The following is a 12,571-nucleotide window of genomic DNA, read 5'->3' as shown; positions in this document are numbered from 1 at the left end:
TTTTCCGGTACCCTGCTTAAGGACTGCTCCGCACGCCTTCACCCCCGGCCGAACATCGAGTACTGGTAGTCCTGCTGCGTGAGGAACTCCAGCAGCGCCGGCTGGCCGTTGCGCGTCGCCTCGATGCCGCGCTTGATCGCCGGCACGATCTGGTCCGGCTTCTCCACGCGCTCGCCGTAGCCGCCGAATGCCTTCGCCATGTCGGCGTAGTGGCCGGAGATGTTGGTGCTGCCGTACTTCTTCGTCGCCGTCTGCATGATCGGCAGCTCGATCGCCATCGAGAAGTTGTTCAGGAGGATCGAGAGGATGGGGATGCGCTCGCGCGCTGCCGTCTCGAAGTCCATGCCGGTGAAGCCGATCGCCGCGTCGCCCCAGACGTTGATACAGAGCTTTTCCGGGCAGGCGAGCTTGGCGCCCATCGCCAGACCCAGGCCGTAGCCGAGCTGCGTGGTCTTGCCCCAGCCGATGTAGCTCAGCGGCACTGTGCTCTGCCAGAAGGGCGAGAGCTGGTCGCGCGGGCTGCCGGCGTCGTGCGTGATGATCGTGTTGGCCGCATCCACCGTCTGCGCGAGGTCGTGGATCACACGATACGGCGAGAGCGGCGTCTCGTCGCTGGTCAACTTCGGCTGCCACTGTTTCAGCCACGGCTCGCGGACCTTCTGGATCTCCGCGGCCACCGCGTCCTTGCGCCCGCGGGGCTTGCCGCCCAGCCGCTCCTTGATCGCCGTGCAGAGCGCTTCGAGCGTCAGCCGCGCGTCGCCAATCAGCGCGTGCTCGGCGGGCACGTCCTTGTTCAAATCGTGCGGGTCGAGCGTGGCATGGATGAAGGTTTTACCCTTCGGCATGGTCACGCCGTAGCTGGTGGTGGCAAAGCTGCAGCCGATGCCGAAGATCACGTCGGCGTCGCTCAAAAAGCGGTGCACCGGCTCCGGCACGGCGCGCCCACCCGAGCCGAGCGAGAGCGGATGGTCCTCCGGGAAGGCGCTCTTCCCCTGCAGGCTGGTGGTCACGGGTGCTTCCAGAAGCTCGGCCAGCTCGCGCAGCGCCGGCCAGCCCTTGGCGTAGTGCACGCCCTGGCCGGCATAGATCACCGGCCGCTGTGCGGCAACCAGCACACCGGCGGCGTTCTCCACGTCGCGCGGATCGGGGGCGCTGCGCAGGCGAGGCGCCGGGCGGTATTCCAGCGGTTCGGACACCTCTTCGCCGAAGACGTCGGCCGGAATCTCCACAAGGGCCGGGCGCGGCCGGCCGTTCTTGACCTGGGTGAAGGCGCGCAGCAGCGCCTGCGGCACGTTGGCGCCCTGGGTGACCTGCTCGATCCACTTGGTCACGTGCTGGTAGTTGAGAAAGGCGTTGAAGTTCGGCGGCACGTTGATCAGCCGGCGCGGATAGCCCGCCGGCAGCACCACGATCGGCGAGGAGTCGCCATACGCCTGCGCCACGCCGCCGAAGGCGTTCTCCGTGCCGGGTCCCTGCTGCATGCAGAAGACGCCGATGCGGTCGGCCGAAGTGACGCGGCTGACGGCGTCGGCCATGTGCAGGCCCGTGCGCTCCTGGCGCACGATGATCGTGCGGATGTCGGCCTCCGCCGCCGCCTCGATGATCGGGTTGACCGGGTAGCCGATCAGGAATTGCACACCCTCACGCTTGAGGATCTCTGCCACTGCCGCTGCTGCTCGCATCGTCGCTGCCTCCGTGCCTTTGTTGAGCGATTCACACGTTGTTGGTCGCGGCTTTGCCGCGAAGGGCGCCGCATGGGAAGTCTCCGACGGTTGCGCTGCGCTATGGGCCCCCCTACAGGTCATCGCCGCGCCGGTCTTCCCTGCGCCCTCGCGTTAGCGGACTTGATCGAGGTATTCCGAGAGACCGTAGCCGAGGCGAGTACCGCAGCGGTACTCGGTCATCCCCTCGCCCACGTGCGTAATCATGCCCTCGCGGCGGTTGCGCAGGGGGATGAACGACTTCACCGCGCCCTCGACCGCCAGCGTCTCCCCGCCCTCAAGCGCGAGGCGGGCGGTGAAGCCCTCGTGATAGAGGCCGTTCTCCGCGAAACGCGTGTCAATCTCGATCTGGCGCACGTTGGTCAACTTGCCGTCGCGCACCACCACGCCGCCCTGCCGCACCAGTCCCTTTGCCTTGTCCTGCCAGACGATCGAGCCCATCAGTCCGAAGTCAGGCCCGAAGTTGCAGGTGAGCCAGCGGTAGGAATCGATCGCCTGCCAGTAGCGCGGCCCCCAGGAGTGGTCGCGCAGGCCGAGGCCGTCGATCTGGTAGCATTCGTCCTCGACTTGGAGCGAGCCCGCGGCGCGCATGTGCTGCTCGTAGTGGGCGCGGGCGAACTCCTTCTCGGGGTCGACGTTCCCGGCCTCGGCGTGGCCGGCGCTGCCGTACATCGGCCCCACGGCCTCGTGCACCAGCTCGAGCTTCACCTGCTTGCGCGGGTTGCCGTGGAAGGCGGCGCTCGGCTCGGCCATCTCCAGCGGATCCTTCAGCTCGACGACCTGGCCCTCATACGTGGTGCGCAGGCGTTGGGCCGGCTCGATCACTTCGAAGCGCATACCGCCGGCATCGAAGGCGTCGTTGTTCTGGATCGGCGGGCGCCTGTACTGGAAGAGCACGCGGCCGTCGGGCAGGAAGAGGCAGATCGTCATCTCGGCATAGCCCTCGTTGGCGCGGTTGCCGAGCCGTACGAAGCCGCCGACGCGCTGCTCGCGGTCGAACACGTTGAAGTACATGCTCTCGTTGAAGTTGGATTCGGGACCGAGCGGGTGCAGGTAGTCGTCGCTCGCCGCCAGGTTGCCGATCACCGCCGCCATCGCGCCGCTCCTCAAGGCCATTGCCGTATCGCCGGACACGCCCCCCATTCTAGCGGCCGCGCGTCGCTCACGCCGGATTTCCGCGCCAATTTCGCCTTCCGACCGCGGATCGACCATGCATCCGGTCGTGACCCTGAGGCGTAGAAACGGGGTGAAGAGTGGAAGGAAGGTCGCTCAATGCGTCGCTGGCAGCTTCTCCTCGCGCTCCCGGCCCTGCTCCTCCTCGCGTGCAGTTCCTCCGAGGGGAGCAAAACGCTGACATTGGGATCGCTGACCTACAACAGCCACGGCACGAAATCGGTGAAGGGCAAAAGCAGCTTCGACCTGGAGGCCGACAGCTTCTACTTCGAGCCGACGTTCCTGCGCGGTGATCCCGGCCAGAAGATCGAGCTTGAGGTCGAAAACGACTCGAAGACGGTGACCCATAACATCAGCGTGCCCGGCCAGTCGGTGAATATGGACGTGGCGCCGAAGCAGAAGGTCGACGTGACGGTAACCATTCCCCAGTCCGGCGCCGCGATCTTCTTCTGCCGCTTCCATACCGGCCAGGGCATGAACGGCGAACTGCTGGCCGGGGATACGCAGCCGCAGCCGGTCAACGCCCCGGCGCCCGCCGGCTCCCCGCGTTCCCAGGTGCCGAGCAGTCCCCGCTACTGACCTGCGCGGCGCCGCTCGCCGGTTCCTCAAGTGAAGGCTGCCCTCCCCGTGCGGTGTGGGAGAGGCGGGCCGTGCAATACTGTGTCGGTGCGCTACAGCGCGGGCGAGGAGCCGCCGTGAGCGAGCCGCCGATCCGCATCCGCTTTGCTGCCGAGGCTGACCTGCCGTTGTTGGTGCGCCTGATCCGCGGCCTGGCCGAGTACGAGCGCATGCTGGACGAGTGCGAGGCGAACGAGGCAGCGTTGCGCGAGCACCTCTTCGGCCCGCGCCCGTACGCCGAAGCGTTGATCGCGGAGGCAGGCGGCGAGCCGGCGGGCTTCGCCCTGTTCTTCCACAACTACTCGACCTTCCGCGCCCGGCCCGGCATCTGGCTGGAAGACATCTTCGTGCTGCCGGAGCAGCGCGGCCACGGCCTGGGCAAGGCGCTGTTCGTGGAGCTGGCGCGGGTGGCCGCGGCGCGCGGCTGCGCCCGGCTCGAATGGTCGGTGCTCAACTGGAACGAGCCTTCGATCGGCTTCTACAAGCGTCTCGGCGCGCAGTTCCAGGACGAGTGGACCACCTGCCGCCTCGACGGCGCCGAGCTGGCGGCGCTCGCCGGGCAGTAGTCCAGCCACCACGTATGCCGCGCCCGCGAGCGATTCGTCGAACGTTACGAAGTGGACAGCGGCTGCGCCACGAGTTGCACCACGCCGAGCTGCTGGAAGAAGCCGAGGAAGTCGCCGCTCTCCCAGTTCTCGTACAGCTTGCCGTCGCGAAGGCGAAACGTGACCGTCGCCGTGACCGTGGCATACCGGCCGGTCGCGGGGATAACACCAAAGCGTGGGTGACGAAGCTCGCCCGTCTGTTTCCCTTGAGCGGTGATCCGCGTCGCTACCAGATCGCTCTCGGCGACCTGAAACTCCACGGCAGCGGTCCAGTCGGGGAACGCGGCGCGCCAGTTCCGCCACACGGTCTTGACTCGCTCAGTCCCGCGCGGGGCGTCGGGCGGCGCCCCATGGGAATGAAACTCAGGGTGGAACAGCTCGTCCACGGCTTCAAGGATCCCGTGGCTCACAATCTCGTCGAAGTAGCGACGCACCAGCGCCTTGTTCGCCTCAACGTCCACGCGCGGCCTCCGCTCGGGCGCTCGGCACAACGACAAAGCCGTGCGCACACCCCCATGAACGCAGCGGCCGTCAGATTTTGGGCAGCGCGAACGGTCTTCGCAGAAGAGTGCGCGCCGCGCGGCCTCACCCCCGGCCCCTCTCCATCGCCTGCCATCGCGCGGAGCGCGATCTGCAATGGAGAGGGGAGGGCTGCGGAAGGGTTGTTTGGAAGGGGCGTTACCGCCCTGTTCCCTCGCCCACGTGCCGGGCCCGTTCGGCGGCCCACATGTGCAGCGCCTGCACGTCGATGAAGCCGCGCGCTTTGCGCGGGTCGAAGCCGGCGCCGGTCATGTCGTTGAAGGAGACGAGGCCGGGGTCGTACAGCGAGGCCGCGCTCCAGCGCGCCACGGGCAGCACCGCGCCCTTGTACAGCCGCACCAGCGACCAGCCGTTCACACGCTGCTGGTCTTCAGCCAGCGACGCCAGGTAGCGGCGCAGCTCCTGTGAAAACCAGCCGCCGGTGTAGATCAGCCGTGCCAGCCGCGGCGCCTGCGCGTACTTCTCGTCCAGCACGGGGCCGTCCTGCACGATCCCTTCCAGGTCGGCGTGCGCCGCTTCCAGCAGCGTGTGCCCTGGCGCCTCGTAGACGCCGCGCGACTTCAGCCCGACGTAGCGGTGCTCCACCATATCCAGCAGGCCGATGCCGTGCCGCCCCGCGAGCGTGTCCGCGGCGGTGAAGACGCGCACCAAATCGCCTTCGACCGGCGCTTGGAGGGTGTTGCCGCGCTCGTCCAGCACCTCCAGGCGCACCGGCACGCCGCGCGCGAACCAGATCCTGGCGAGTTCCGGTGTGTCCGGCGCGCGGCGCGGGTCGGTGAGCCGCGTGTAGATGACCTTGTCGACGTGCGACTCTTCGGGCTGCTCCAGTACCACGCCCTCGGAGGAGATGTGCAGCAGGTTTTCGTCCTGGCTGTAGGGGTCGGGGGCGTCGGAGCCGCCTGAGGGCACGGGAACCTTCATCTCCTCAAGGTAGGCGCGCATGATCTTGCGGCCGCCGTTGCCGAAGCGAGCGAGGAACGACTCGTCCTTCCACGGCGCGAAGATCTCCATGCCTTCGATGTGGTACGCAGGGTCGGCGTTGAGCACGAGCCAGGTGGTCTCGAAGCGCACCTGGTCGTTGCCTTTGCCCGTTGAGCCATGCGCGAGCACGGTGGCCTCGTACTGCTTCGCCAGGCGCATGGCGGCGCGGGCGGTCGGGTAGCGCGCGAGCGAGGTGCCGAGCAGGTAGCGCCCCTCCAGCTTGGCGTGCGCCTGCATCGCCGGCAGGAAGAACTCCTCGAGCAGCTCCTTGCGCAGGTCGACTGCCTCATGCGCCACGGCGCCGATGTCACGCGATTTCCCCGCCGCCACGGCGAGGCTGTCGGACTCGCGCTGGCCGAGGTTGGCCGTGAAGGTGATGACCTCCCAGCCCTGCTCTTTGACCATCCAGGTGAGAATCGCGCTCGTGTCGAGCCCGCCGCTGAACGCCAGCACCGCGCGCTTGGGCATCGTCGTCCTCCGCATCTTCCGTCCATGTTCGGCCGTGGGCGGTTCAGGCGAAAGAGGGGACGAGGAGGCGGGCTACGATCCTTGCTGGTCCGCGAAGAGGTGCAGATCGAGATGCACGTGCGAATCCACCGACTGCACCACGGGCACGCTCGGCGGCTGGATGCCGAAGTCCTGCATCTGGAAGTCGGTGCTGACCACGGCCTCGAGCTTACCGCCGGCCTCCTGCGCCTGGCCCGTCCAGGTCAGCGGCTTCTCCACGCCGTGGATGTTCATCGTGCCCGTGACCGAGATGGTGACCTGATCGCCTTCTTTATACGACGCCGGAAAGCCCTCGATGCCGGTGATCGTGAACGTCGCGTTGGGGAAGCGCGCGACTTGCAGCACGCTCTGTTTGAGGAAGCGATCGCGCTGCGCCGTGTCGCTGGTGAGCGTTGAGAGTTCGACCGTGAACGCCGATGGCCGACTCGGCGCGAGGCCGCTGCTCTTCTCCAGGTACAGATCGCCGGTGATCGCGCTGGTCCTGCCGATCGCGTCGCTGGGCGCCGGCAGCCGCGTCAGCTTCTCGTGCACGGTGTAGGCCGCCTGCGATTGGGGATTGACGACGAAATGCAGCGTTCCAGTCGCGGCTCCCGGCGTTGACGCGGTTGCCGCGGGCGTGACCGGGGCTGCGGCGTTGGCATCCGCCGGGCCCGGGGCGGAGGCGGGCGCGGCCGCTTGCGCCGGCGCGGCCCGCGTGGCCGCGGGCGGCACGGTGAGCTTGGTGAGGGTGAAGTGCACCTTCGGCTCCCGGTCGGCGACGGTGACGGCGAAGCCCACCACGAGCGCGGCCACCACGGCCGCCGGCGTCGCGATGCGCCACGGCGCCCGCAGTCCGACGATCGCCAGGAAGAGCGCGGCGCCGCCCAACACCACGAGCAGGGTCAGCGGAACGGCCAGCGACGGCAGCCGGTTGGCGAGGTCGCGCGCCGGCCCGGCGAAGACGATGGTGCCAAGTATAGCGATGGCAAGCGCGGCGCTGAGCAGCCAGGCGGCGGCGCGGCCGCCGCGGCGAGCCAGCGCCCCGTACAAGAGTCCGCCCAGCAGCCAGAGCGCGAGAGAGCCGCCAGCGATCGTGTAGCCGTTGATCACGGCGCGGTCGGTGACGCCGGCCCAGCGCCGCAGCGGCACGCAGATCAGGGTGCCGATGACGCCGATCACGCCGCCCGCCACCAGCCCCGCGGCGAGCGCCCGCGGCAGCACCTGTTCCCGCGGCAGTTGCCAGGCCGGACTGCGCGATTGTTCGATCGTCCCCGCCATACCACCGTCCTCCCCGCCGTTGAGGCACCGTATCACGCCGCCGTCCGTAGCTGGTTAAACCCCTGTAAAGGGGGTGAACCGCCCCGCTGCGCCCTCGGACGGTCCGTCCAGATAACGATCGGCGTCGTGGCAGGGATGCATCTGCCTGGTCAAGAACCTCCTCCGAGTAGTCTTGGTCCGCGGAATCAGGCTACCGCCCCGGCGGCGATCGCGGCGGTGAGTTCCGCCGCTGAAAGGCCGAGCACGCCGCGAAGCACGCTCTCGTTGTCGGCGCCGAGCGGCCGCGCCGGACCGTAGATCGTCGGCGGCGCCTCGCTGAGGAACCAGGGTGTGCCCGTGTAGACCTGCGCGGCATCGAGCGCCCCTGTAGCCACGCGCACCGCGGTGCGACGGAAGGCGATCTGTTCGTCGCGCACGGCGGCAAGGGGATCCTGGACAGGATAAGCCGCGACGCCGGCCGCCTGCAGCCGCTCGCTCAGCTCGCTCGCATCGAACCGGCGCGTCCACGAGGCCGTCAGCGCATCCAGCGCTTCGACGTGGCGCAGCCGGCCCGCCAGCGTGGCGAAGCGCGGATCGGTTGCATGCGCTTCCTCGGCGCACACGACACAGAGCGCCCGCCAGGCTGCATCGCTGTCCACCGCGATGCTGATCCAGGCGTCATCTGAAGTCTGCGACGCTCTCCCCTGGGCTTCGCTCCAGGAGCCCCCAGGGCCGGCGCTGGGATAGATGCCGTGCGGCGCCATCGCTCGGTGGCGGTTGCCGGTCGGACCCAGCACCACGCCGTTCATCGCATACTCCAGCGCCGCCTCGCCGAGCGACGCGAGACCGGCCTCGCCCTGCGCCAGGTCGATGAACGTCCCTTGACCGGAGCGTTCCCGCCGGCGCAGCGCCGCGAGGATGGCGGTCAGCGCGTAGGTGGCGGCGGTGGGGTCGAGGTCGGCCACGTCCTCCATAATGCGCGTGTCGCCCGGATAGCCGAGCAGGCTCTTGATGCCGTAGAGGGCGGTGAGCGAGGGGCCGTAGGTGAGCACGTCGGCCCAGGGGCCGTGCTGGCCCGCGGCGGAGAGCGAGGCGACGACGATGCCGGGATTGACACGGCGCAGCGCCTCGTAGCCGATGCCCAGCTTCCTCACGGCGCGCGGCGAGAGGTTGTCGAAGACGACATCGCTGACGGCGGTCAGCCGCAAGAACAGCGCGTGTCCGCGCGGATGCTCGAGGTCGAGGCTGACGCTGCGCCGGTTGCGGAAGAGCACATTGTACGAAGCCGGCGCCGCCGGATCGGTGGGCACGGCCGCCGCGCCGGACATCATGCCCTGCCGCTTGCCCGTCTCGACGCGGATGACGTCGGCGCCGAAGTCGGACAGATACTGGCCCAGCAGCGGCCCCGCCCAGACCTGGCCCAGGTCGAGCACGCGCACGCCCGCGAGCGGGGCGTCCGTGGGGCTGCAGTCGGCGGCAGGTGGGCGCCTCTCGGCGCGCCCCGTCCACGCCGCTGCAGCCGCACGTACCGGATTCGCTGGCGGGTGTGCGGCGACGGCCGGTTCGCGCACGGCTGCCGCGGGATGGCCGGCCGCGCGCCGGCCTTCGAACACGAACGGCGATCCGGGCGCGGTGACGCTGCCTCCGTTTCCGTCCGGGATCGGCACGAAGAAGCCGCGCTGGCGCAGGTGGTCGGCCCGCAGCAGCTCGTCGGTGCGGTGCACGGGCTGAAAGGAGATGCGCCGCCGGCGGCATGCTTCCCAGAGGTCGGCCCGCGTGCGCCGGCCCACCGCGGCGAGCAGCAGCCCGTCCAGCTCATCGGCGTACTGCGTCATCGTCACGCGGTTCTGGAAGCGCGGATCGCTCGCCCAGGCCGGCGAGCCGATCTCGTCGACAAACGCCTGCCACTGCCGGTCTTGCATGGTGACGAACTCCATGAAGCCGTCGGCGACGGGCAGCACCGTCCAGGGGAAGAAGGCCGGATAACGGTGCCCGCTGCGGCTGGGCGGTGTGCGGCCGCCGAAGATCGCGGCGACCAGCAGCGTGCCCGAGGTCACGGAGAAGAGCACGTCCTGGATCGCGACATCCACGTGCTGCCCCGGTCCGCCGCGCTCGCGCTGGCGCAGGGCGAGCAGCGTGGCCGCGGCCGCGTGTACGCCGCCTAGAAACTCCGGGTCGTTAAGCGGCTTGGTCAGCGGACAGCGTGCCGGGTCGCCGGTGCGGTACGCCACGCTGCTGCCTGCGGCGGCCTGCAGACCGTGTCCGCGCCAGTGCGCCCGCGGCCCCGTGCGGCCGAACGGACTGATCGAGGTGACGATCAGGCCCGGTTGCAGCTTCGCCAGCGTCTCGTAGGCAGCGCCGGCGCGCGCGATCTCGGCTGCTTCGAGGTTTTCGATCACGAGATCGGCTTCAGCCGCCAGCTGGTGAAACGCGTCGCGGCCGTCCGGTGCGGCCAGGTCCAGCGTCGCCAGCCGTTTGCCGTGGTTCAGCCAGAGGAAGAGACCGCTGGCGTCCGGGTCGGGCACGCCGCCGCGGAAGGGGCCGTAACGGCGGGCGCGGTCGCCGTCGGGCGGCTCGAGCTTCAGCACCTCGGCGCCGAGGTCGGACAGGAGCTTCGCGCAGTACGCGGCGGAGACGAACTCCCCGATCTCGAGCACGCGCAGGCCGGCCAGCGGCGCCTGGGTCATCACTGCCTCCGCGGTGCGCAGACGCACCCGCGGGGAGTATAGCCCGGCGGCCGCGAGCAGCCGCAGCCCTTGCTTGACAGCGCCTGACGCCCGGCTTAGCGTGCGGCCTGCGAGACGGGCACGCGGCCCGCGCGGCGAGGACGAGGAGGCGCCATGGCCGACCCAACGTTTGCCAATCTGCTGCTGGAGCGGCGCGAAGGCATCGCACGCATCACCATGAACCGGCCCGAGAAGCTGAATGCGCTCAGTTCAGAGCTGTTGGACGACCTGGACGCCGCCCTCGACCTGGTGGAGGCGGACCACGAGGTGCGGGTCGTGATCCTTACGGGCGCCGGCCGCGCCTTCTCCAGCGGCTTCGACATCGCCCCCGGCCACGCGCGGCCCAGCGTGCCTGCCACGGCGCGCTGGGATCAGACGCACAAGGCGCCGCGCACGCTGCTGCGCATGTGGTACCTGCGTCAGCCGACGATCGCCGCCGTCAACGGCTTCGCCATGGCGGCCGGCAACGTGCTGGCGCTGGCCTGCGACATCGTGATCGCCTCGGAGCAGGCCGTCTTCGCCGAGCCGGAGATTCGCCACGTGGCGCACTCGCCCTTCACCATGCTGCCGTTTCTTGGCCATAACAAGCACCTGAACTGGTTCTACCTGAGTGGCGACACGATCGACGCGCAAACGGCGCTGGCCTGGGGACTGCTCAACTCGGTTGTGCCGGCGGAGCGGCTGGAGGAGACGGCCTGGCAGGCGGCGCGGCGCATCGCTTTCGTGCCCCCCTTCGCCGCGCAGGTGATGAAGCGCAGCATCCACCAGACCTACGACAAGATGGGCTTCACGGCCGCCTTCCAGCACCATCTCGACATTCGCATGGCCGAGCACCTCGTGCCCGGTGTACCCGAGAAGGACCAGCTCAATCACATTCGCGACACGCAGGGTTTGCGCGCCTATCTGCAAACGCGGGACGCGGCGTTTGCCGAACAAGACGCCGGGCGCTGAGCGGGCTGCTTCCGATGCCTGCCGCGCTGGCCGGGTTGCGCGTGGTCGAGTTTGGCCGCATGGTCGCCGCGCCGTACTGTGCGCGGCTGCTGACCGACTGCGGCGCGGACTGCGTCAAGCTCGAACGGCCGGCGGGCGACCCGCTGCGGCGGCGGCCTGAGCTCTTCGCCTATCTGAACGCCGGTAAGCGCGGCGCCATCTTCGAGGCCGCCACCGCTTCCGGCGTCGAGGGCCCGCGGCGCATGCTCGGCTCGGCGGATGTGCTGATTACGGACCTGCAGGCCGCTGAAGCCGCCGCGCTCGGCCTGACGCCGGCGGCGCTGGCGGCGCTGCATCCGCGGCTCGTCTCCGTCTTCATCACGCCCTTCGGGCTGAGCGGTCCGCGTGCCGACGAGCCGGCGAACGAGCTGACGCTGTGGGCGGCCAGCGGCTATGCCCAGCTCACGCCCGCGGGGGGCCGGCGTGAGGGCGGCCGCCCGCTGAAGCCCGCCGGTTTTCAAGGCGGCTTCATGGCCGGGGCAGCAGCGGCGCTCGGCGCGCTGGCCGCGCTCGCCTGGCGCGAGCGCGGCGGCCGCGGCCAGTGCGTGGATCTCTCTATCCAGGAAGCACTGATCTGCGCCAACGATCCGACGTTTGCGCCGTATCTGGCGCTCGGCGAGGTCGTGCCCAGCCGGCTCGTGGCCAGCACCTTCGAGTTTCTGCCCTGCAAGGACGGCGCTGTGAGCATGCTGCTGGTGCGCGACGACCAGTGGCAGCGCCTGGTTGAGCTGATGGGCAGCCCCGACTGGGCGCGATCCCCGCTGTTCAACGGCTTCGGCGGCCGCCGCGACAACTGGGACGCGCTGAGCCCGCTGCTCTGCGAGTTCTTCGCGAGCTACACGGCGCAAGAGTTGTACCGCATGGCGCAGTCGCGGCGTATTCCGCTGGCGCCGGTGAACAGCGCAGCGGACGTGCTCGCCTCCGAGCACTTGCGTGCCCGCGGCGCCTTCGTCGAGCTGGCGCTGCCCGCAGGCGGCACGCTGACGGCGCCCGGTCCGCCGGTGCGGCTCACGCGCACACCGGCGCGGCTGCGCGGCCCCGCGCCGGCCCGAGAGACGAGATCCGGCGGCGCGGGGCTTGCGGCCGGGTTGCCGACAGATCTCGCCTGGCTGCCGTGGCCCGAAATCTTCCGCCCGGATGCCCCCAGGCTCGACGGCAAAGGCGGTGCGAAGGAGGGAATACCCTCCCCTACGGTTTCTGACCTGCACGACCTGCGCCCCACGTCCTTACCCCTCCCACTGCGCGGCGTGCGCGTGCTCGACTTCACCTGGGTCTGGGCCGGACCGCAGGCGTCACGCTTCCTGGCTGACCTGGGCGCGGACGTGATCAAGGTCGAAAGCGACCGGCGCATCGACAACTACCGCACGATCGCGGCGCCGAACGGCTCGGCCTACGGCATCAACACCTCGCCCGGTTTCAATGCGCTGAACCGCAACAAGCGCAGCGTGCGCATCGACCTGCAGGCCTTGGAGGG

The 12,571-nt window shown here is 69.6% G+C and carries 10 protein-coding genes; 4 read left to right on the top strand and 6 right to left on the bottom strand.

Features of this window, described 5'->3' with window-relative positions; genetic code table 11:
* Positions 1-38 precede the first annotated feature (38 nt).
* Both VKV26_02985 and VKV26_02980 read right to left on the bottom strand, forming a co-directional pair.
* Positions 39-1,805, bottom strand: a complete 1,767-nt coding sequence (locus VKV26_02985) for a thiamine pyrophosphate-requiring protein (protein ID HLZ68853.1) — start codon at positions 1,803-1,805, stop codon at positions 39-41.
* 30 nt (positions 1,806-1,835) lie between these two features.
* A complete protein-coding gene (locus tag VKV26_02980) occupies positions 1,836-2,816 on the bottom strand; it encodes a hypothetical protein (GenBank protein ID HLZ68852.1) in 981 nt (326 codons plus the stop codon).
* A 177-nt stretch (positions 2,817-2,993) separates the two neighbouring features.
* On the opposite strand from VKV26_02980, the gene VKV26_02975 reads away from it, so the two are divergent.
* Positions 2,994-3,473 (top strand): cupredoxin domain-containing protein, encoded by a 480-nt coding sequence (locus VKV26_02975; protein ID HLZ68851.1) that lies wholly within the window; start codon positions 2,994-2,996, stop codon positions 3,471-3,473.
* 116 nt (positions 3,474-3,589) lie between these two features.
* Complete coding sequence (locus VKV26_02970; protein HLZ68850.1) at positions 3,590-4,078, top strand: GNAT family N-acetyltransferase; 489 nt, start codon at positions 3,590-3,592, stop codon at positions 4,076-4,078.
* Positions 4,079-4,122: 44 nt separating this feature from the next.
* Here the strand turns inward: VKV26_02970 and VKV26_02965 are convergent, their stop codons facing one another.
* From VKV26_02965 to VKV26_02950, 4 genes are all read right to left on the bottom strand, one after another.
* Positions 4,123-4,578, bottom strand: coding sequence for an ester cyclase (locus tag VKV26_02965; protein ID HLZ68849.1), 456 nt, complete (start codon positions 4,576-4,578; stop codon positions 4,123-4,125).
* Positions 4,579-4,795: 217 nt separating this feature from the next.
* Positions 4,796-6,106 carry an argininosuccinate synthase gene (locus VKV26_02960; protein ID HLZ68848.1) on the bottom strand — a complete coding sequence of 437 codons (1,311 nt, stop codon included), beginning with the start codon at positions 6,104-6,106 and terminating at the stop codon, positions 4,796-4,798.
* A gap of 72 nt (positions 6,107-6,178) precedes the next feature.
* Positions 6,179-7,402, bottom strand: a complete 1,224-nt coding sequence (locus tag VKV26_02955; protein ID HLZ68847.1) for a YceI family protein — start codon at positions 7,400-7,402, stop codon at positions 6,179-6,181.
* A 185-nt stretch (positions 7,403-7,587) separates the two neighbouring features.
* Positions 7,588-10,068 (bottom strand): CoA transferase, encoded by a 2,481-nt coding sequence (locus tag VKV26_02950; GenBank protein ID HLZ68846.1) that lies wholly within the window; start codon positions 10,066-10,068, stop codon positions 7,588-7,590.
* Positions 10,069-10,221: 153 nt separating this feature from the next.
* Here VKV26_02950 and VKV26_02945 point away from each other — a divergent pair, with 153 nt between their 5' ends.
* Both VKV26_02945 and VKV26_02940 read left to right on the top strand, forming a co-directional pair.
* Positions 10,222-11,058, top strand: coding sequence for an enoyl-CoA hydratase/isomerase family protein (locus tag VKV26_02945; protein HLZ68845.1), 837 nt, complete (start codon positions 10,222-10,224; stop codon positions 11,056-11,058).
* 14 nt (positions 11,059-11,072) lie between these two features.
* The coding region (locus tag VKV26_02940; GenBank protein HLZ68844.1) for a CoA transferase at positions 11,073-12,571 on the top strand (1,499 nt) is incomplete at its 3' end.

Source organism: Dehalococcoidia bacterium (genome assembly GCA_035310145.1).
In the GTDB taxonomy this organism is placed as follows: Bacteria; Chloroflexota; Dehalococcoidia; order CAUJGQ01; family CAUJGQ01; genus CALFMN01.
This window is presented reverse-complemented; position numbering and strand designations above follow the sequence as displayed.

Coding starts and splice junctions, on each gene's coding strand:
- VKV26_02985 (HLZ68853.1), bottom strand. CDS start 1,805: ATGACCTGTAGGGGGGCCCATAGCGCAGCGCAACCGTCGGAGACTTCC.
- VKV26_02980 (HLZ68852.1), bottom strand. CDS start 2,816: ATGGCGGCGGTGATCGGCAACCTGGCGGCGAGCGACGACTACCTGCAC.
- VKV26_02975 (HLZ68851.1), top strand. CDS start 2,994: ATGCGTCGCTGGCAGCTTCTCCTCGCGCTCCCGGCCCTGCTCCTCCTC.
- VKV26_02960 (HLZ68848.1), bottom strand. CDS start 6,106: ATGCCCAAGCGCGCGGTGCTGGCGTTCAGCGGCGGGCTCGACACGAGC.
- VKV26_02955 (HLZ68847.1), bottom strand. CDS start 7,402: ATGGCGGGGACGATCGAACAATCGCGCAGTCCGGCCTGGCAACTGCCG.
- VKV26_02950 (HLZ68846.1), bottom strand. CDS start 10,068: ATGACCCAGGCGCCGCTGGCCGGCCTGCGCGTGCTCGAGATCGGGGAG.
- VKV26_02945 (HLZ68845.1), top strand. CDS start 10,222: ATGGCCGACCCAACGTTTGCCAATCTGCTGCTGGAGCGGCGCGAAGGC.